This is a genomic window from Xanthomonas sp. 4461 (assembly GCF_024806475.1).
Lineage (GTDB): Bacteria > Pseudomonadota > Gammaproteobacteria > Xanthomonadales > Xanthomonadaceae > Xanthomonas > Xanthomonas arboricola_F.
This window is the reverse complement of sequence record NZ_JANTYV010000002.1, coordinates 15,629-35,691: the sequence shown is the minus strand read 5'-3', so window position 1 is coordinate 35,691 and position 20,063 is coordinate 15,629. Positions and strand designations below refer to the sequence as shown.

Sequence of the window (20,063 nt, the reverse complement as noted above, 5' to 3'; positions counted from 1 at the left end):
GCCTGAGCGATGACGACCGCAACGCTGCTGCTGCCCGAAAAACGCCGTCTGCCCGGAACGCTGGACAACGCGGTGGTGGCCAGCGCCCTGGCGCGCGCCGATCTGCACGCCGCCGATGCCGGCGAAGTGGCGCAGTTGCAGCGGCATTTCACGCTGACGCCGGCGCAGTGGCCGGTGGCGGCATTGACCCGGCAACTGGATGCCGGCGATGCCGCGGGCGCGACCTGGGTGCGTGCCGATCCGGCCTATGTGGTACCGGACATGCAGGGCGCGCGCTTGATGGGCTATGGCGAGGCGCTCGGCGCCACGGCCGAGGACCTGGCGGTGTTGTTGCCGATCCTCAAGCCGATGTTCGGGGATGCGGGATTTTTGCTCGATGCACCGACGCCATCGCGGTGGTATCTGCGTCTGTCGCCGGATGCCAGGTTGCCGGAGTTCGCGCCGCCGGATGTGGCGATCGGTGACGATCTGTTCGAGCATTTGCCGGCCGGCGACGCGGGCCGACGCTGGCGTGCCTTGCTGACCGAAGCGCAGGTGTTGCTGCATCAACATCCCTGGAACGAGGGCCGCGTGGCCAGCGGCAAACCGGCGATCAATTCGCTGTGGTTCTGGGGCGGCGGCGTGCTGCCGCATGCAGTGACATCGCCGCATCGGCAGGTGCGCAGCCGCGAGTCGCTGCTGCGTGCGCTGGCATTGGCGGCCGGTGCCGATGCGCAGGGCGAACAACGCGTGGATGCGCTGGTGGATCTGCGTCATCTGCGTTCGCTGCAGCAGTTCGGCGACGACGCAGTGGCACCGCTGCTGGCGGCGATGGCGCGTGGCGAGCTGGATCGGCTGGTGCTGGATTTCCAGGACGGCGAAACGCTGTCGCTGGCGCGCTCGCAACGCTGGCGGTTCTGGCGCAAGCCACGGCAGCAACTGGCGCAATGACCTCCACTCCCCGGATCGTCCGGCGCCCACCCGGGCAGGCCGGAAGCTGGCCCGATGCCATGTTGCCGCTGCTGCGTCGCATCTACGCATCGCGCGGTGTCGGCGATGCGCAGGGCGCGCAGCCGCGGTTGGGGCAGTTGCTCTCGCCGGAGTTGCTGCATAACAGCGACGTGGCCGCCAACCTGTTGGCCGATGCGATCGCCCGGCAACGGCGCATCCTGGTGGTAGGCGATTTCGACTGCGATGGCGCCACCGCCTGCGCGGTGGGCGTGCGCGGCTTGCGCATGCTCGGCGCGCTGGATGTGCACCACGCGGTGCCCAATCGCATGGTGCACGGCTATGGCCTGTCGCCCGCATTGGTGGACGAATTGGCCGTGCTGCAGCCGGATGTGCTGGTCACCGTCGATCACGGCATCGCCTGCCACGCGGGCGTGGCGGCGGCCAAGGCGCGCGGCTGGACGGTGCTGGTCACCGACCATCACTTGCCTGGCGAAGTGTTGCCGCCGGCCGATGCGATCGTCGATCCGAATCTGGCCAACGACAGCTTCCCGAGCAAATCGCTGGCCGGCGTAGGCGTGATCTTTTACGTGTTGCTGGCGCTGCGCAGTGCCCTGCGCGCGCGCGGCGCCTTTGCCGGCTGCGCCGAACCGGATCTGTCGGTGTTGCTGGATCTGGTCGCCGTCGGCACGGTGGCCGATCTGGTGCCGCTGGACACCAACAACCGCGCGCTGGTGTCGGCAGGGTTGCGCCGCCTGCGCGAAGGCCGCGGCTGCATCGGGTTGCGCGCGTTGATCGATGCCAGCGGCCGCGATGTCGCGCGTCTGAGCGCCAGCGATATCGGGTTCGCGCTCGGGCCGCGCTTGAATGCAGCCGGCCGGCTGGAAGACATGGCGCTTGGCATCGAGCTGCTGCTCAGCGAGGACTGGAACCGCGCACGCGAGATCGCCGCCACCCTGGAAGAGATCAACGCCGAGCGCCGCGCGGTGCAGCAGTTGATGACCGACGATGCCGAGCAGTTGGTCACCAAGGTGGTGCTGGACGCCGAGGGCGCCTTGCCGATCGCTGCCTGCCTGTTCGATGCGCAATGGCACCCCGGCGTGATCGGCCTGGTCGCTTCCAAATTGAAAGATCGGTTGCATCGCCCGGTGATCGCGCTGGCGCCGGCCGAGCCGGGCAGCAGCCAGTTGCGCGGCTCGGCGCGGTCCATTCCCGGCCTGCATATCCGCGACGTGCTGGCGGCGGTGGATGCGCGTCATCCGGGTTTGCTGCAGAAGTTTGGCGGCCATGCGATGGCGGCGGGCTTGAGCATCGATCACGCCGCGCTGGCGACCTTCGAGCAGGCCTTTCAGGCGCAGGTTCACGCGATGGTGGATGCGTCGCTGTTGCATGCCGAGTTGCACAGCGATGGCGAACTCGCCGCGCACGAACTCGATCACGTGCACGCCGAAGCCTTGCGGGTGGCCGGTCCGTGGGGGCAGGGCTTTCCGGAGCCGCTGTTCGATGGTCAGTTCGAAGTGCTGCAGTACCGGGTGCTCAAGGAGCGCCACCTCAAGCTGACCCTGCGTTGCGCCGGCCGCGCCGAGCCGCTCAATGCCATCCACTTCAACGGCTGGCACGGTAGCGAACCGGCACGCTTGGTGCGCCTGGCATACCGTCTGGTCAGCGACGACTATCGCGGTGGCACCGCGGTGCAGTTGATCGTCGAACATTGTGAGCCGGCGATAGTCACCGGCTGATCTGCGGGCTCAGTGTTCTCTCTAGCTTTTGTAGGCCGCACCTGGCGTCATCTGGATGATCCAAGCCGCGTTGGTCGAGGGCACGCGGTGTCCTGCCGCTCGCGGGACGCGCTGTGAATTCGTCCGCAGAGGGAGCTGTAGGGGTCTCAGGCGCATGGCTGCCAGTCTCTGGCTTCGGGAGAGGGCGGCAGCGCGGCCGGGGATCGGCTCCTCGGCTCGGTCAGACATCCTGTCTGACTCGCCGCCGCGGCACATCCTGAGTGCCGCTCTCCGCCACCCCCGGCCACGCTGCCGCCTCGGCGTGTGGTTTCCATGACCTGGTCAAGGCACGCCAATTCGTCATCTTTTTCTGCAGATTCGCCATGACGACGCTGCAGGAACTTTCCTGAAAGCCTGTGTCGTTCGGCGTGTACCGGGAAGCTGATCGGACGCGCCGTGATCCAAGCAACACGCGTCATGCTCCGCTTGCAACCATGCACACCGACCATCTCGACAGGCCCTTGCCCGCCCACCGTCGCGGGACCTTACGCGGCATGGATGCCGCGTAAGAGCTTACAGGGACGTACTTGCAGCGTGTCCCGCGATGGTGGGCGGGCAAGGGCCCTGCAGCCAGGCTGAGATCAGCCGCTCTACCCTGGACGGCACGCTCACGGGTGGCATATACGCGCTGCTACATGCTGTCTGTGTTCCGTGCCTGACGGCCGCAAGCTGGTCCAGTTCGCGGTTCAAGGCATCTTGCAAGGCAGTGCAAGCACATACCGGCGCTCGCACGCACTCGCGCCGTCCTCGCCTAGATCAGGGCGACTTCTTGACCTCGGTCACCAAGGTCGGCAATTCCCACGCGCCGCCAGCAGCCACCAGCCGGCATAGGCCGGAGCTGGACTTGGAGGTCTGCACGAAGCGGCGGCCATCCCAGGTCCACGCCGCCTGGCTGTAGCAGTCGCCCAGGCCGCGGCCCTTCTGGGACTCCAGGATGGTGGAGCCATCCAGATCGCTGGCGTGCGTGGTGACCAGGGTCGGCGCGAACGGCGCGCGTGCGTTGACCACCCAGAAGCCGGTGCCGATGTTGTAGGCGCCCATCCAGCAATCGGTCGACACCAGTAGCTTGTCGCTGCTCAGGCGGGTGACGGTCAGCGGTTCGGCGGCATCGCCGGCATCCAGGCCCTTGCATTCTTCATCGGCCGGAAGCGTGGCGCGCAGCGCCTGGTACAGCGCCGGCAAGCTGCCCAGACGAGCGTCGCCCGCCTGCGCTGCTGCCAGCTTGGCCTCGCGCACCTGCGGCACCGGCAATGCCGGCAGCACGCTGGCCTCGTCGCGATCGCCCTTGCGCACCAGTGCGCCGCGCGTGCCCAGCCGGCCCTGGAACTCGTCCATCTTCAGCAATGTCGCCGCCGCACCGCGATCGGACAGCTGCCAGCGGCGGCCATCGTTGCCGATCGCCACGATCTTGCTGCTGCGGGTCAGTGCCGCCAGCAGTGCGGTGACCTGCGGGCTGCTCAGAACGGCGGTGCCGCTCTTGCCATCCAGCTCCAGCTTGCCCAGATCGCGCTGATCGATCTGCAGCTTCAGCGATGCCGGCAGCTTGATCTCGTCGTACTGGCCCAGCATCAGCTCGGCCGTCACCGCCTGGCCGGCACCGGCCTTGCGTGTCAGCAGCACCGATACCGGCAGGTGATCGCCTTCGTCCGGCTGATAGCCGGCGGCGCGGCAGGTGCGGGTGTTGTCGCAGGCGATGGTCCAGTCGTCGTGACTGAAATCGACACCGGTCGCAGGCGCGGCAAGTGCGATTGCGGGGCTACACAGCAAGACTGCGGCAAGCAGGTCGTAACGCATCGTAGTTTCTTCATCGCAGGTCGGGGCCGGCATCTTGCGATGCGCACTGCAGGGCGTCCAGGCGAATCGTCGGCAGGCGGCGACTGCCATTCATGGTGTGCAGGTGCGTCCGGGCACTGCGGTGCATCGGCAGCGCTGCTGCCAATGGACAATGACGCGCGCCGCGGTGCCCGAGGCGCCCCGGCGACGATGCGCTGGCGGCATCGTCTGGCCGGTCTTCTCTGCCGGCCTGTCGCTCCAAGCGATCACCCCTGCGTCAGCGTCGCCGCGGTGCGCGTGCCGATCGGCGATTCGCGCATCGGCATCCCGAACAGCGGGCGCAGCCAGCGCACGCGTCGGATCAGGTATTCGTGCAACAGCAGGCAACCGGCGACGGTGGCGGCCAACACCAGCACCGGTTCCAGCCACGGCCCCAGCTGCAACGGCGCCAACCAGTACAGCGCCAGGATGATCAGGCTCTGATGCAGGATGTACCAGGGGAAGACGGCCTGGGTGCAGTACGGCAGCCACGCGAACGGGCGGTTCAGGCCCTGCCTCGCCCAGCCGAACAGGGTCAGTAGTGCCAGCCAGGTATAGGCTGCGCGCGCCAGCCGCTCGACCACGTCCCAGCGAATTGTCCCCGACATTTCCGACAACTGCGCAGGATCGAGCGATCGGCCCAACTGGCGGATGCTCAGCTCGGTGGCGATCGCCAGCAGGGCGGCGATCAGGGTTGGCCAACGCAGCTGCACGGCCCATGTCCAGAAGCGTGCGTTGTTGGCCAGTGCATATCCCAGCACGACTAACGGAAACGACTCGGCGTGCACGAACCAGTCGCCGACCAGGGCGTGGGTCGGTGGGTGACGCGGCAGTACCCACAGCACGCAAACGGCCTCCCACAGAATGGGTGCCAGCAGCAGGGCCGGCAGCGCGATGGCCGCCGGCAACGCCGGCAGACTCGCCGGCAGCTTGCGGCCCAGCGCGAGCATGGCCATCAGTAACCCGGTGTAAGGCAGCAGATAGGCCAGGTACCACAGATGGTTCCAGGTGATGCCGTGTTCCCAGCCATCGAAACTGCCGGCCGGCCACGGCCGGACCTGCCAATAGCGCAGCAGGAAGTTGCCGAAGCCGGGCACGACCTTGCCATTGCTGACGCCCTGGCAGTACGCCTGCACCGCCACCACCACGAACATGCCGAACAGCAGCGGGGGCAGCAGCCGGCCACAACGCCGCCAGGCGAACTGCCACGGGGCACGTTGCGCACGCGCCAGGCCGATCGCGATGCCGGAGATCATGAACAGCAATGGCATCCGCCAGCGGTTGAGCGCGATCATCGGCGGCTGCAGCCACTCGGCGGTGTAGGCACTCTTTAAATGGAAGTCCCAGCCGGCCACGTAGGCCATGCCCACGTGATAGAGGATCAGCAGGGCGAAGGCGAAGACGCGCAGGGCATCGATATCGTGGCGGCGTTCGGTCATGGGGGGGCGGCGGTCGAGGAAGTGCACCCATCCTGCCCGCTGACCCCGATGGATAAAGGGGGCAGGGGTGGAGATGCCCCGGCGCGGTGACCAATTGCATCCTCCCAGTGACGAATGGGGCGGCGAGATGACGTTGTCGCGCCATTGCGCAGGACTCTATGATCGGCAGCTGCCAACTGCGGACGCCTGCAATGGAAACCATCGGGCCTTGCCCGCCGACACCTCAGGACGGTGCGGGTCACTTCGCCACGCGCTGGGCTGTGATGATCTGGTCGCTGGTGTTTTACCTGAGCGCATTGGGCAACACGCTGACCGCATGGTTGGCGGGGCGGCGCGATGGCGAGGCGATCGTGCTGTGGCAGTTGCTGAGCTGGGAGCTGAGCAGCGCCACGACGTCGCTGTTGTTGCTGCCGGCGATGTTCTGGCTCTGCGCACGCTGGCCGCTGCATGCCGACGTCTGGCGTCGACGTGTGCCGCTGTACCTGGCTGCTGCGCTGGGCTGGTGGCTGGCGCACGTCTCCGGCATGGTGCTGTTGCGCAAACTGGTCTACGCGCTGGCTGGCAGGCACTACGACTTCGGTGGTTGGCCGCTACAGTGGTTCTATGAGTTGTCCAAGGATCTGCGCACCTTTGCGATGCTGGTGGCGTTGCAGCACACGCTGGCGTGGTACGCGCGGCGCCGTCAGGGCGAGGCGCATCTGCTTGCGGCACCGGACGAGGGCCCGCCAGAGGAGCCGTTGGACCGACCGGAACGCTTTCTGGTGCGCAAGCTCGGCCGCGACTTTTTGGTCGCCACGGCCGATATCGAATGGATCCAGGCCTCCGGCAACTATGTCAACTTGCGCGTACGCGGCCACGATTACCCGCTGCGCAGCACGATGGCGGCGATCGAAGCCAGGCTGGACCCGGCGGTGTTCGTGCGGATCCATCGTAGCTACCTGGTCAATTTGAGCCAGGTACAGGCGATAGAACCGGTCGATTCCGGCGATGCCCGCGTGCATCTGCACGACGCCACTGTGCTGCCGTGCAGTCGCAGCCATCTGGCAGATCTGCGCGCGCGGGCAGGGCGAGGTACCGCTGCGCCGCAGGGAGAGACGTTGACGGTCTGAGGCCGCTGTGACGCTGTTGGCGGGCGAACTGGCCGACGTCCCTGCATCCCGCCATCGCACCGTTGGCACGGTTGCCGCGAGTCGCGCGCGCGATGTGTCGAGACCGGAATCCTTGCGGTCGAGCGCGGCAGGGACGCGTCGTCTGGACAATCGTCATTCAGCGCACAGTGCCGAGGCGGGCGCGTTCCGCCACCGTCGCCCGCTTGCTAAACTAGCCAGCTTGTTTGCCGGAAATCCGTCATGATCGAAACCAATCCGATCCGCCAGCGCATCACCGATCTCAACGATCGCGTGCTCTCGCTCAGGGGGTATCTTTGACTACGACGCCAAGAAAGAGCGTCTAGAGGAAGTCAGCCGGGAGCTGGAAAGCCCGGACGTGTGGAACGACGCCGAGCGTGCCCAGGCCCTGGGTCGCGAGCGCTCCATGCTGGAAAAGACCGTCATCGGCATCGCCGATGTACTGGCCGGCCTCACCGATGCCGGCGATCTGCTGGAGCTGGCCGACAGCGAGCAGGACGAGGACACTGCCGTTGCGGTGATCGCCGATCTGGACAAGTACCAGACCCATGTCGAAAAGCTGGAATTCCAGCGCATGTTCTCCGGCCAGATGGACGGCGCCAACGCATTCGTCGACATCCAGGCCGGCGCCGGTGGTACCGAGGCGCAGGACTGGGCCGAAATCCTGCTGCGCATGTATCTGCGCTGGGCCGAGTCGCGCGGCTGGAAGACCGAGCTGATGGAAGTGTCCGGCGGCGAAGTCGCTGGCATCAAGTCGGCCACCGTGCGCATCGAAGGCGAATATGCCTATGGCTGGCTGAAGACCGAGATCGGCGTGCACCGGCTAGTGCGCAAGTCGCCGTTCGATTCGGACAACCGCCGGCATACCAGTTTCACCTCGGTGTTCGTGTCGCCGGAAGTGGACGACAACATCGAGATCGACATCAACCCGGCCGATCTGCGTACCGACGTGTATCGCTCCTCGGGCGCCGGTGGTCAGCACGTCAACAAGACCGAATCGGCGGTGCGTATCACGCATATCCCGACCAATACCGTGGTCGCCTGCCAGACCGGCCGCAGCCAGCACCAGAACCGCGACAACGCGATGAAGATGCTGGCCGCCAAGCTGTACGAACTGGAAGTGCAGAAGCGCAATGTCGAGCGTGACGCGCTGGAAGCCACCAAGTCCGACATCGGCTGGGGCAGCCAGATCCGCAACTACGTCCTCGACCAGAGCCGCATCAAGGATCTGCGCACCGGCATCGAACGCAGCGACACGCAGAAAGTGCTGGACGGCGATCTGGACGAATTCGTCGAGGCCAGCCTCAAGGCCGGTCTGGCGGCAGGCTCCAAACGCCTGGACGCCTGACCCCCGCGCGAGGTCGCAGCGGATGCGACGGCCTTGCGCGATGTTACGCAGGCACCGCAGCGCTAACCTGCGCTGCGGCAGCAAAGATCTCAGGCGACCTGCGCGCGACACCGTCAATGTAAGAGAGCCCGGCGCTGCCGGTGTCTCACTCCCCACCGGGCACGCGCCCGACCTCTAGCAGACCGATTCCCGCCATGACCGAGCAGACCCCCGCGCCCCACCTTCCCGTCGACGAGAACAGCCTCATCGCCGAGCGTCGCGCGAAACTGGGCGCGTTGCGCGGCCAGGGCATCGCCTATCCCAACGATTTCGTGCGCGAGCAGTTCGCCGGCGACCTGCAGGCCGAATTCGCCGATGCCGACACCTGGACCCCGGAAGCGCTGGAAGCCAGCGGGCGCACCGTCAAGATGGCCGGCCGGCTGATGGCCAAGCGGGTGATGGGCAAGGCCAGCTTTGCGCAGATCCAGGACGAATCAGGGCGCGTGCAGTTGTTCCTGCAGGGCAACGTGCTGGGCGATGCCTATACCGCGTTCAAGGGCTGGGACGTCGGCGACATCGTGGCGGTGGAGGGCGGGCTGACCCGCACCAAGACCGGTGAACTCTCGGTCAAGGCCAGCGCGCTGCGGCTGCTGACCAAGTCGCTGCGCCCGTTGCCGGACAAGTGGCATGGCCTGTCGGACGTGGAGCAGCGCTATCGCCAACGTTATGTGGATCTGATCGTCACTCCGGAAGCGCGCGAGGTGTTCATCAAGCGCTCCAAGATCATCCGCGCGATGCGCGCGTGGCTGGATGCGCGGCGTTTCCTGGAAGTGGAAACACCGATGATGCATTACATCCCCGGTGGCGCCACCGCCAAGCCGTTCACCACCCACCACAACGCACTGGATCTGGATCTGTACCTGCGCGTGGCGCCGGAGTTGTACCTCAAGCGTCTGGTGGTCGGTGGCCTGGAGCGGGTCTACGAGATCAACCGCAACTTCCGCAACGAGGGCGTGTCGACCCGGCACAACCCCGAATTCACCATGCTCGAGCTCTACGAGGCCTACGCCACGTACCACGAGATCATGGACCTGACCGAGCAGGTGATCCGCGACACCGCGCAGTCGGTGCTGGGCACCACCCAGGTGAGCTGGGATGGCGCCGACATCGATCTGGCGCCGGTTTTCCGGCGCTGGCGCATGGATGAGGCCGTTCGTCACCATAATCCGGAGATCAGCGCCGCCGATTGCACCGACCGCGATGCGCTGCTGGCCCATTGCGAGCGCCTGAAGATCCGCGTCAAGCCGTCCTACGGCTGGGGCAAGTTGCTGCTCGAAATCTTCGAAGCCACCGTCGAACACACTCTGGTGCAGCCGACCTTCATCACCGACCATCCGGTCGAGGTATCGCCGCTGGCGCGTTCCAGCGACACCGAGCCGGGGTATACCGACCGCTTCGAGCTGTTCATCAACGGCAAGGAGCTGGCCAACGGCTTCTCCGAGCTCAACGACCCCGAAGACCAGGCCGCGCGCTTCCAGGCGCAGGTGCAGGCCAAGGACGGCGGCGACGACGAAGCGATGCATTACGACGCCGACTACATCCGTGCGCTGGAGTACGGCATGGCGCCGACCGGTGGCCTGGGTATCGGCATCGACCGCCTGGTGATGCTGCTGACCGGCAGCACATCGATCCGTGATGTCCTGCTGTTTCCCTACATGCGTCCGGAAGCCTGACTTTTTTGTGCGAACCGCGTGCTCACGGCACAGATACTGCATATGCTAGGGCGGAGCTTCGGGCAGCGTCATGTCCGGGGAAGTCGACACAGCGGTCGACGTCACGCTTTTCCGTTCTCGTGATAGAGGAGCAACGGCTATGCAGGATGTTTTAGGGAGTCCGGACGGCATGGTGTCGGCGGATACATGGGGAAGCTGGGCGGAAAAGGCGGATCTGGGATTGAACATCGTCATTGTCGATGACCAGATGTCTGCGCGAACGATGCTGCGCCATGTCATCGAAGACATCGCGCCGGAGCTGAAGGTCTACGACTTCGGCGACCCGCTCGACGCGTTGGCATGGTGCGAAGCTGGGCGCGTGGATCTGTTGCTGCTCGACTACCGCATGCCCGGGATGGATGGCCTGGAGTTCGCACGGCGCCTGCGCCGGCTGCCCAGCCATCGCGATATTCCGATCATCCTGATCACCATCGTCGGCGACGAGCCGATCCGCCAGGCGGCGCTGGAAGCCGGGGTGATCGACTTCCTGGTCAAGCCGATCCGCCCGCGCGAGTTGCGGGCGCGCTGCTCCAATCTATTGCAGCTGCGTCAGCAGAGCGAGAGCGTCAAGCAACGTGCGCTGTCGCTGGAACAGCGCCTGCTGGCCAGCATGAACGAGGTCGAAGAGCGCGAACGCGAGACGCTGTCGCGGCTGGCGCGTGCGATCGAATACCGCGATTCGGGCACCAGTGCGTTCCTGGAGCGCATGTCGCATGTGGCCGGCCTGATCGCCGAGCAGCTGGGCCTGTCGGAAGAAGAAGTGCGCATCATCGAGATGGCCGCACCGCTGCACGACATGGGCAAGATCGCCATTCCCGATTCGGTGCTGCTCAAGCCGGGCAAGCTCACCGATGACGAGATGAGCATCATGAAGCGGCATCCGCGCATCGGCTACGAGCTGCTCAGCGGCAGCCAGAACCGCTTCATCCAGGTCGGTGCCTTGATCGCGCTGCGTCACCACGAGCGCTACGACGGCACCGGGTATCCGGACGGCCTGGTCGGCGAGGCGATTCCGCTGGAAGCGCGCATCGTCGCGGTCGCCGATGTGTTCGACGCCCTGCTGTCGCCGCGTCCATACAAGGAAGCCTGGACGATGGATGCTGCGCTGGCCTATCTCTACGCGCAACGCGGCCGCCTGTTCGACCCGCGCTGCGTGGATGCGCTGCTGCGCGGCCGTGCGCAGCTGGACCAGATCTGCGGCGAATTCTCCACCGCATCGGCGCGACCCGGGGTGTGAGCATGTCAGGCATGCTACGAGAAGTGCGCAACAGGCTCGCGCAGCGTCAGGACAGCGAGCATGGTCAGGCACTGATCCGCATTGCCATGGTGGCGTTGATCCTGGCGTACGAGGTGCTGTTCGCAAGCCGCTGGGCATTGCCGGCCACGCAGCTGGTTTATGTAGTCGGCCTGACGCTGCTTAGCCAGGCACTGGCGTTGGTAATCTTTACCTGGATCGTGCTCAGGCCCCAGCGCTCGCATCCGCGCCGGATCCTCGGCATGCTGGCCGACTACGGCCTGATGTCGATGGCCATGAGTGCGATCGGCGAACCGATGGCCTGCATCTACGTCGTGGTGATGTGGGTGACTATCGGTAATGGTCTGCGCTTCGGTAACCGCTACCTCTACCTAGCCGTTGCCATGGCGATGGTCAGTTTTGGTGTCACGCTGTTGACCAATGACTATTGGGGACGCAATTTCGGTCTGGGAGTCGGGTTGTGGCTTGGCCTGGCGGCCATTCCGTTGTATCTGTCGGGCCTGCTCAACAAGCTGACTCGCGCAATGGCCGAAGCGCGGCGCGCCAGCGAAGCCAAGAGTCGCTTCCTGGCCAATATGAGCCACGAATTCCGTACTCCGCTCAACGGCCTTTCCGGGATGACCGAGGTCTTGGCAACTACACGCCTGGACGCCGAGCAGCGCGAATGCGTCGGTACCATTCAGGCATCCGCTCGCAGCCTGCTTTCACTGGTCGAGGAAGTGCTCGATATCTCTGCCATCGAAGCCGGCAAGATTCGCGTCGAGCATCGCGACTTCTCACTCAGGGAGGTGATCGCCAATATCGATCTGATCCTGCAGCCGCAAGCCAAGGCGAAGTCGCTTGTCTATGGCGTGGTGATTGCGCCGGACGTTCCCGATTTGTTGAAGGGCGATGCCGGGCACCTGCGACAGATCGTGCTCAATCTGGCCGGCAATGCGGTCAAGTTCACTGACCACGGACACATCGATGTCAACGTCGGAGCGGTCGGGCGTCCTGCCGAGGGTAAAGTGCGGCTGCGTTTCGACATCATCGATACCGGGATCGGTGTGCCGGTCGATATGCAGCCGCGCTTGTTCGAGGCTTTCGAGCAGGCAGACAATGGGCTGGCGCGACGTTTCGAAGGCAGCGGCCTTGGAACCACGATCGCCAAAGGCCTGGTCGAATCAATGAGTGGTCAGATCGGTTTCGAAGAAAATCCCGGCGGTGGCAGCCATTTCTGGTTTGAATTACCGTTCGACTATGCCGTCGAATCCAGTGCATCGGCGCTGCAGCCGATCGGCGGAGTACGCGAGAGTGGAGATGCCGGGAACGTCATCGCCTTCGCCGATCCCTTCCTGCGCCACCGGGCGCGCGTACGTACGTTGCAGATCCTGGTGGCGGATGATCACGCCGCCAACCGGATGGTTCTGCAGCGGCTCCTGCAAAAGGCTGGGCACAAGGTGACCTGCGTCAACGGTGGGGAGCATGTACTGGATACGCTCGCCGAGACCGATTTCGATGTGGCCATCGTCGACTTGCATATGCCGGGTGTCAGTGGCCTGGACCTGTTGAAGCAGTTGCGGGTGATGCAGGCAGGAGCTCAGCCTAAAACGCCGGTCGTCGTATTAAGTGCGGATGTGACGCCGGAGGCGATTCGTAGCTGCGAGCAGGCCGGCGCCTACGCATTCCTTGCCAAGCCGGTGGTTGCGGTGCGGTTGTTGGATACGCTCGCCGAGATTGCAACGCAGAGCAAGTTTCCGCCGCTCGGCCTTGTGTCTGTACGAACCGGATCGGCACCAGATGGCATTCTCGATGTCACTGTGCTCGACGAGCTGGCGTCTCTGGGCATGGGCAAGAACTTCGAGAAGGAGTTCATTCGTCAGTGCTTGAGTGATGCAGAAGCCTGCATCGCCGCAATGTCAGATGATGCCCAGGCGTTGGAATGGGAGCGGCTGCGCGAGCATGCTCATGCAACGAAAGGTGTGGCCAGCAATCTTGGGTTGGTGGTGCTGGCAGAGCAAGGCGGGGAGCTGATGGGCATGTCCGATGCTCAGATCAAGTCCGAATGGCAGATGCGTGTGAATCAGCTTCAGCACAATTTGCAACTGGGTCGCGCCGCGCTGGAATCGCGCGCAAAAGACCGGTTCGAGAAAGATTCGGGCGAAGACGCATCCTGAGCAGAAGCCCGGCAGTACGCCGGGCCTGATTCCCCTTACGGCATGCTGTCATGCTAATCAGGCAATTCCCTTTGCGGCTCTGCGCGTCTGCGCCTTTACCAGCCGATCCATCGTCTTGAGAGACTTGTCTCCCAGTTCCAGTGCGGCTTCCACCCATATCTGCGCGACCGCCAGCAGCTCGTCATGAGTGACCGGGTTGCACACGTGTCTTGCGCGATTCATCGCCAGATACGACTGAGGCGTGCGCTGCTGCTTGGTGATCAACTCATGGGTGGCATGGATGCCTTGCCCGCGAGGTACGAGCATATCCACAACTCCCATGGCGTACATTTCTTCGCTGCTGTAGACGCGCCCCTCAAGAATGATCCGTTCTGCCAATTGGGGCGATACGCGCCTGGACAGAAATGAGTAGGCGCCCATGCCCGGGAACAACCCGAACAAGACTTCAGGCAATCCCAGGCCCACGCCTTCCTCTGCAATGATCGTGTGGCAAGACAGCGCCATCTCCAACCCGCCGCCCAGCGCATCTCCCTGCAGAAGGGCAATGGTTCTGAAATTGCCAGTGAGTCCCTGATGGAACTGGAAGACGCCACTGACGCAACTCTGTGCGTATCGCAATAAGCCGTGTCGGTCGCGTGCGCGAATCATGTGGCCGAATAGATCCAGATCCCCGCCGAGATTGAATGCATTAGCGTCCGAGGCGAGAACGAGGCTGCGCAAACGGCCGGTTTCATGCGTGGGCGTGTCGGTAAGCGTACTCAGGTAGCCGTGCATTTCCGTCATCAACTGCGGGCGGAAGCATGGCCTGATGCCCGTTGCTGCGTCGGCATGCATGAAGAGCCAATGTCCTGCATCCGCATGGCTTGCATGCGTGCGAATCGTGGATTGATTGATTTGAGGCTGTAGTTTTTCGATCATGCTCATGAGCTTTTCTCGAGGAGGTCGCCCGCGGGAGAATGTGGCGCAGCGGGCGGTGCGGGCTCCACAAACGGATCCTACACCGGCGCTATCTGCCTGAACGCAAAGGGCTTTCCCATTGCTGGGAAAGCCCTTCGGTCTGACTCTTTCAGCGGGTTCTGAGTTTCCCGCCAAGGCATGTCTGCAATTATTTGGGTGGCGCATCCCGCAGTTCGCGGCGCAGGATCTTGCCGACGTTGGTTTTCGGCAGTTCCTTGCGGAACTCGATCACTCGCGGCTGCTTGTAGCCGGTCAGGTTGGAGCGACAATGTGCCTTTACGTCGTCGGCGGTGAGGGCAGGGTCCTTCTTCACGATCACGGCCTTGACGATTTCGCCGGATTTTTCATCCGGCACGCCAACCGCTGCCACTTCCAGCACGCCGGGCATTTCGGCGATCACGTCCTCGATCTCGTTCGGGTAGACGTTGAAGCCGGACACCAGAATCATGTCCTTCTTGCGGTCGACGATGTAGACGAAGCCGTGCTCGTCCATTCGCGCGATATCGCCGGTGTGCAGCCAGCCGTCGGCATCCATCACCTTGGCGGTTTCCTCGGGCTTCTTCCAGTAGCCCTTCATCACCTGCGGGCCCTTGATGCACAGCTCGCCGATCTCGCCCAATGGCAGCGCCGCGCCGGCGTCGTCCTTGATGCAGGCATCGGTGGACGGAATCGGCAGGCCGATCGAACCGTTGTAGTCCTTCAGGTCCATCGGGTTGATGCAGGCGGCCGGCGAGGTTTCGGTCAGGCCGTAGGCTTCGACCAGGGTCAGGCCGGTGACCTTTTTCCAGCGTTCGGCGACCGAGCGTTGCACCGCCATGCCGCCGCCCAGGGTCATCTTGAGCGAGGAAAAATCGATCTGGTCGAAACCGGGCGTGTTGAGCAGGCCGTTGAATAGCGTGTTCACGCCGGTAAACGCAGTAAAGCGGGTCTTCTTCAACTCCTTGACGAAGCCGGGCATGTCGCGCGGATTGCTGATCAGGTGATTGCAGCCGCCGATCTTCATGAAGACCAGCCCGTTGGCCGTCAGTGCAAAGATGTGATACAGCGGCAGCGCAGTGATCACCACTTCGGCGCCTTCTTCCAGCTTGCCGGTGCCGGCAAGCCACTGATGCGCCTGCTGCATGTTGGCGACCAGGTTGCGGTGGGTCAGCATCGCGCCCTTGGCTACGCCGGTGGTGCCGCCGGTGTACTGCAAGAACGCGATGTCGTCCGGTTCGATCTGCAGCGTCGGCACGCTGTGCTTGCGGCCCAGCGCCAATGCGTCGCGGAAGCGGATCGCGCCGTTGATGCGGTAGTCGGGCACCAGCTTCTTGACGTATTTGACGACGAAATTGACCAGCGCCGCCTTGGGAAAGCCGAGCATATCGCCCAGCCCGGTAGTGATCACCTGCTTGACCGGCGTGTCGGCAATGACCTGTTGCACAGTGGTGCCGAAGTTGTCGATGACCACCAGCACGCTGGCGCCGGAGTCGATCAGCTGGTGCTTCAGTTCGCGCGGGGTGTAGAGCGGGTTGACGTTGACCACCGTCAGCCCGGCACGCAGGACGCCGAAGGTGGCGATCGGATACTGCAGGCAGTTGGGCATCATCAAGGCGACGCGGTCGCCCTTCTTCAATTGCAGCTCGCCCAGCAGGTAGGCGGCGAATTGTTCGACCAGCTGGTCGGCTTCGCGGTAGGTAATGGTCTTGCCGAAGCTGTGATACGCGGGGCGGTCGGCAAACCGCTTGACCGATGTGGCGAATACCTCGGCCACCGTACGGAACTGCTCCAGATCGATTTCGGCGGCGACGCCGGCCGGATAACTTTGCAACCAAGGACGTGCCTGATTCATCTGCCCCCCTCCAGGGTGTTCTCGACGTGACGCGGTGTGTTCCACGGCACTACAACAACTGGCAGCATACCGTCATGAATGGAAAAGGCGAAGCGTGATGCAGGGCAGTATTCGTTGGTGGCAGTGGGGACTGGTGCTCGTATGGATGGCGCTGCTTGCCGGGTGCGCGCGGCCGGCGCCGGAGCAGCGGTTGCGCCAGACCGTGGCGCAGATGCAGGCGGCGATCGAGGCGCGCGATGTCGGCAAGGCGATGCAGCCGGTAGCGGCCGATTTCGTGGGCGAGCACGGCCTGGATGCCGCCGGCCTGCGCCGCCTGCTGCAACTGCAACTGCTGGGCAACCGCAAGATCGGCGTCACCCTGGGACCGGTGGACGTGCAACTGCAAGGCACAACTGCCACTGCCAGCTTCACCGCGCTGGTCACCGGGGGCGATGGCCGCTGGCTGCCCGAGCAGGCGCAGACCTATCAGCTGACCACCGGCTGGCGTCTGCAGGACGGCGACTGGCAGCTCTACCACGCGCAATGGGTGCCGACAGGCCGGTAGGGCCGTAGGTGAGGGCGGGGCGCTGCGGCAGACGCTGACGATTCCGCATTCGCGCCTGAGCGTGTGCACCCTGCCTTGCGCGGACAGTGATACGGCGAGTTGCGCTTGCGTTGCGACGGTCAGCCACGCCCGTATTCCCGGCGTCGGGTCCGTTTCGTCGTGCAAGCTGGGTTGCGGGTTCGGGCATGGCCGCCACATGGCGGAACGCGAACAGACGTTGCCATCGTTGCAGTACGGCGCAGTGCCGCTCCCAAAACGATATTCCCGCCATCAGGCGGGAATATCGGAGCAACACGGGAGGCGGAATTACGCCGTCTTGCGTGCAGCCAGTTGACGCAGCACGTACTGCAACAGACCACCGTGCTTGAAGTACTCCACTTCCTTGGGCGTCAGCAGCAGCACCTTGACCTGGAACTGCTTGACGCTGCCGTCGGACTTCCTGGCATCGACGGTGGCGCGACGGCTGGCGCCGTCCTGCAGGCCGGTGATGTCCAGCACTTCCGAACCATCCAGGCCCAGGGTCTGCGCGTTTTCGTTCTCGAGGAACTGCAGCGGCAGCACGCCCATGCCGACCAGGTTGGAGCGGTGGATGCGCTCGAAGCTCTCGGCGATCACCGCCTTAACCCCGAGCAGGTTGGTGCCCTTGGCGGCCCAGTCGCGCGAGGAGCCGGTGCCGTATTCCTTGCCGGCCAGCACCACCAGCGGCACGCCGTCGGCCTTGTACTTCACTGCCGCATCGTAGATCGCCAGTTTTTCCGGGGCCGAGCCGTCCTTTCCGTAATACAGCGTGTTGCCGCCTTCTTCGCCGCCGAACATCAGGTTCTTGATGCGGATGTTGGCGAAGGTACCGCGCACCATCACGTCGTCGTTGCCACGGCGGCTGCCGTAGCTGTTGAAGTCGGCCGGTTGCACGCCGCGCTCCTGCAGGAAGCGGCCTGCCGGCGAATCCTTCTTGATGTTGCCGGCCGGGGAGATGTGGTCGGTGGTGATCGAGTCGCCGAACAGGCCCATGATGCGCGCGCCGTGCACGTCGTCCACGTTGCCCACCTGCATGGTCATGCCGTCGAAATAGGGCGGGTTCTTGATGTAGGTGGATGCGGCATCCCACTCGTACAGCGCGCCATCGGGCGAGGCGATGGTGTTCCAGCGGCTGTCGCCCTTGAACACGTCGGCATAGTTCTGCTTGAACATCTCCGGGCCGACGGTGGCGGCGATGGTATCGCCGATTTCCTTGTTGCTCGGCCAGATGTCGCGCAGATACACCGGCTGCCCGTCGCTACCGGTGCCCAGCGGATCGGTGGTGAGGTCGATGTCGGTGGTGCCGGCGATCGCATACGCAACCACCAGCGGCGGCGAGGCCAGGTAGTTCATCTTCACTTCGGGATGCACGCGGCCTTCGAAATTGCGGTTGCCCGACAACACCGAAGACACCACCAGATCGTCCTTGGCGATCGCCGCAGACACATCGTCCGGCAGCGGGCCGGAGTTGCCGATGCAGGTGGTGCAGCCGTAGCCGACCACGTAGAAACCGAGTTTTTCCAGATCGGCCAGCACCCCGGCCTTGCTCAGGTAATCGGTGACCACGCGCGAGCCCGGCCCGAGCGAGGTCTTGACCCAGGGCTGCGCCTTCAGCCCCTTGGCCGCCGCGTTACGCGCGAGCAGGCCGGCGCCCAGCATCACTGCCGGGTTGGAGGTGTTGGTGCACGAGGTGATAGCCGCGATGACCACCGAGCCGTCGCGCAGCTGCCAGCCGGCGCCGCTGTCGTTGGACGCTTCGGCTTGCGAGGCCTTGGCGCCGACCGCGGTGCCGCCACCGCCTTCGTTCTTCAGGCGATCTTCCTGCTTGATGTCGCCCAACCGCTTGCTGCGCGCCTCGGCAAACGGCTTGAGGCTCTCGCGGTAATTGGACTGCATGTCTTCCAGCAGCACGCGGTCCTGCGGGCGCTTGGGGCCAGCCAGCGACGGCTTGACCTCGCCCATGTCCAGCTCCAGCGTGGCGCTGTACTGCGCCGGCGGGGTATTTGCGTCGTGCCACAGGCCCTGCGCCTTTGCGTAGGCTTCCACCAGCGCAATCTGCTCCTCGCTGCGGCCGGACAGGCGCAGGTAGGTCAGCGACTCCTCGTCGACCGGGAAGATGCCGCAGGTGGCGCCGTATTCCGGTGCCATGTTGCCGATGGTGGCGCGGTCGGCCAGCGGCAGGTGCTGCAGTCCCTCACCGAAGAACTCGACGAACTTGCCGACCACGCCGGCCTTGCGCAGCATCTGGGTGACGGTCAGCACCAGGTCGGTGGCGGTGGCGCCCTCGGGCAGCTTGCCGCTGAGCTTGAAGCCGACCACCTGCGGAATCAGCATGGACGAGGGCTGCCCCAGCATCGCGGCCTCGGCCTCGATACCGCCCACGCCCCAGCCCAGCACGCCGATGCCGTTGATCATGGTGGTGTGGCTGTCGGTGCCGAATACGGTGTCCGGATACGCGATCCGGGTGCCGTCCTTGTCCGCGCTCATCACCACGCGCGCCAGGTTTTCCAGGTTCACCTGGTGGACGATGCCGGTGTTGGGCGGCACCACCTTGAAGTTTTCGAACGCCTTCTGGCCCCAGCGCAGGAAGCCGTAGCGTTCCTGGTTGCGCTGGAATTCGATCTTGCCGTTGAGGTCGAGCGCATCGGCCGAGCCGAACACATCCACCTGCACCGAGTGGTCGATGACCAGCTCGGAGGGAATCTGCGGGTTGATCTGGTCGGCGTTGCCGCCAAGCTTGACCACGGCATCGCGCATCGCGGCCAGGTCGACCACGCACGGCACGCCGGTGAAGTCCTGCAGCACCACGCGCGCGGGCATGAAGGCGATTTCGATATCGGGCTCTGCCTTGGGGTCCCACTTGGCGACCGCTTCGATATGGTCCTTGCCGACGGTCACGCCGCCGTCTTCGTGCCGGAGCAGATTCTCCAGCAGGATCTTCATCGAGTAGGGCAGGTGGGCGATATCAAAGCGCTCGCCCAGTTTGGGCAGGCTGTAATAGTCGTAACGCTTGCCGTGGACCTCGAATGAGGTGCGGGTGGAAAAGGAATCGCTCATGCATCACTCCTATGGCGTCGAAGGCTTTAGGTAGGGGCCTATTCTGAGCGATTCAGTGTGTAC

The 20,063-nt window shown here is 64.6% G+C and carries 13 protein-coding genes; 8 read left to right on the top strand and 5 right to left on the bottom strand.

Features of this window, described 5'->3' with window-relative positions; translation table 11 throughout:
- Positions 1-9 precede the first annotated feature (9 nt).
- Positions 10-930 (top strand): phosphoglycerate mutase, encoded by a 921-nt coding sequence (locus tag FHY19_RS07935; RefSeq protein ID WP_259164212.1) that lies wholly within the window; start codon positions 10-12, stop codon positions 928-930.
- Positions 927-2,666 (top strand): single-stranded-DNA-specific exonuclease RecJ, encoded by a 1,740-nt coding sequence (gene recJ, locus FHY19_RS07930; RefSeq protein WP_259164210.1) that lies wholly within the window; start codon positions 927-929, stop codon positions 2,664-2,666. The genes FHY19_RS07935 and recJ overlap by 4 nt, the downstream gene beginning before the upstream one ends.
- Before the next feature lie 795 nt (positions 2,667-3,461).
- Here the strand turns inward: recJ and FHY19_RS07925 are convergent.
- Together FHY19_RS07925 and FHY19_RS07920 are read right to left on the bottom strand one after the other, a co-directional pair.
- The gene (locus tag FHY19_RS07925) at positions 3,462-4,499 is read right to left on the bottom strand and encodes a DUF1176 domain-containing protein (RefSeq protein WP_259164192.1); all 1,038 of its coding nucleotides are present in this window, start codon (positions 4,497-4,499) and stop codon (positions 3,462-3,464) included.
- Positions 4,500-4,744: 245 nt separating this feature from the next.
- A complete protein-coding gene (locus tag FHY19_RS07920; RefSeq protein WP_259164190.1) occupies positions 4,745-5,956 on the bottom strand; it encodes an acyltransferase family protein in 1,212 nt (403 codons plus the stop codon).
- Between the two features lie 158 nt (positions 5,957-6,114).
- On the opposite strand from FHY19_RS07920, the gene FHY19_RS07915 reads away from it, so the two are divergent.
- The 5 genes from FHY19_RS07915 (at position 6,115) to FHY19_RS07895 (ending at position 13,593) form a co-directional block, all read left to right on the top strand.
- Positions 6,115-7,065, top strand: coding sequence for a LytTR family DNA-binding domain-containing protein (locus tag FHY19_RS07915; protein ID WP_259164189.1), 951 nt, complete (start codon positions 6,115-6,117; stop codon positions 7,063-7,065).
- Between the two features lie 240 nt (positions 7,066-7,305).
- Positions 7,306-8,431 (top strand): peptide chain release factor 2 gene (gene prfB / locus FHY19_RS07910; RefSeq protein ID WP_104611297.1). Its coding sequence is split into 2 segments (ribosomal slippage): positions 7,306-7,380 and positions 7,382-8,431, totalling 1,125 coding nucleotides; the frame shifts between segments, so codons are not numbered across the junction.
- 194 nt (positions 8,432-8,625) lie between these two features.
- Complete coding sequence (gene lysS, locus FHY19_RS07905; RefSeq protein ID WP_259164174.1) at positions 8,626-10,143, top strand: lysine--tRNA ligase; 1,518 nt, start codon at positions 8,626-8,628, stop codon at positions 10,141-10,143.
- 139 nt (positions 10,144-10,282) lie between these two features.
- The gene (locus tag FHY19_RS07900; RefSeq protein ID WP_005993831.1) at positions 10,283-11,419 is read left to right on the top strand and encodes a two-component system response regulator; all 1,137 of its coding nucleotides are present in this window, start codon (positions 10,283-10,285) and stop codon (positions 11,417-11,419) included.
- A 2-nt stretch (positions 11,420-11,421) separates the two neighbouring features.
- The gene (locus FHY19_RS07895; RefSeq protein ID WP_259164166.1) at positions 11,422-13,593 is read left to right on the top strand and encodes an ATP-binding protein; all 2,172 of its coding nucleotides are present in this window, start codon (positions 11,422-11,424) and stop codon (positions 13,591-13,593) included.
- Positions 13,594-13,650: 57 nt separating this feature from the next.
- Here the strand turns inward: FHY19_RS07895 and FHY19_RS07890 are convergent, their stop codons facing one another.
- Together FHY19_RS07890 and FHY19_RS07885 are read right to left on the bottom strand one after the other, a co-directional pair.
- Positions 13,651-14,517 (bottom strand): crotonase/enoyl-CoA hydratase family protein, encoded by an 867-nt coding sequence (locus FHY19_RS07890; protein WP_259164158.1) that lies wholly within the window; start codon positions 14,515-14,517, stop codon positions 13,651-13,653.
- Positions 14,518-14,698: 181 nt separating this feature from the next.
- On the bottom strand, positions 14,699-16,381 hold the full coding sequence (locus FHY19_RS07885) for a long-chain fatty acid--CoA ligase (protein ID WP_259164155.1): 1,683 nt from the start codon (positions 16,379-16,381) through the stop codon (positions 14,699-14,701).
- A 97-nt stretch (positions 16,382-16,478) separates the two neighbouring features.
- Here FHY19_RS07885 and FHY19_RS07880 point away from each other — a divergent pair, with 97 nt between their 5' ends.
- Positions 16,479-16,925 (top strand): nuclear transport factor 2 family protein, encoded by a 447-nt coding sequence (locus FHY19_RS07880; RefSeq protein ID WP_259164153.1) that lies wholly within the window; start codon positions 16,479-16,481, stop codon positions 16,923-16,925.
- Between the two features lie 306 nt (positions 16,926-17,231).
- Here the strand turns inward: FHY19_RS07880 and acnA are convergent, their stop codons facing one another.
- Entirely contained in the window at positions 17,232-20,000 is a 2,769-nt protein-coding gene (gene acnA / locus FHY19_RS07875) for an aconitate hydratase AcnA (RefSeq protein WP_259164149.1), read from the bottom strand.
- Positions 20,001-20,063 lie beyond the last annotated feature (63 nt).

Bases quoted from the DNA above. Each gene is read 5' to 3' on its own strand.
- FHY19_RS07935 (WP_259164212.1), top strand. From the start codon at position 10: ATGACGACCGCAACGCTGCTGCTGCCCGAAAAACGCCGTCTGCCCGGA.
- recJ (WP_259164210.1), top strand. From the start codon at position 927: ATGACCTCCACTCCCCGGATCGTCCGGCGCCCACCCGGGCAGGCCGGA.
- FHY19_RS07925 (WP_259164192.1), bottom strand. From the start codon at position 4,499: ATGCGTTACGACCTGCTTGCCGCAGTCTTGCTGTGTAGCCCCGCAATC.
- FHY19_RS07920 (WP_259164190.1), bottom strand. From the start codon at position 5,956: ATGACCGAACGCCGCCACGATATCGATGCCCTGCGCGTCTTCGCCTTC.
- FHY19_RS07915 (WP_259164189.1), top strand. From the start codon at position 6,115: ATGATCGGCAGCTGCCAACTGCGGACGCCTGCAATGGAAACCATCGGG.
- lysS (WP_259164174.1), top strand. From the start codon at position 8,626: ATGACCGAGCAGACCCCCGCGCCCCACCTTCCCGTCGACGAGAACAGC.
- FHY19_RS07900 (WP_005993831.1), top strand. From the start codon at position 10,283: ATGCAGGATGTTTTAGGGAGTCCGGACGGCATGGTGTCGGCGGATACA.
- FHY19_RS07895 (WP_259164166.1), top strand. From the start codon at position 11,422: ATGTCAGGCATGCTACGAGAAGTGCGCAACAGGCTCGCGCAGCGTCAG.
- FHY19_RS07890 (WP_259164158.1), bottom strand. From the start codon at position 14,517: ATGAGCATGATCGAAAAACTACAGCCTCAAATCAATCAATCCACGATT.
- FHY19_RS07885 (WP_259164155.1), bottom strand. From the start codon at position 16,381: ATGAATCAGGCACGTCCTTGGTTGCAAAGTTATCCGGCCGGCGTCGCC.
- FHY19_RS07880 (WP_259164153.1), top strand. From the start codon at position 16,479: ATGCAGGGCAGTATTCGTTGGTGGCAGTGGGGACTGGTGCTCGTATGG.
- acnA (WP_259164149.1), bottom strand. From the start codon at position 20,000: ATGAGCGATTCCTTTTCCACCCGCACCTCATTCGAGGTCCACGGCAAG.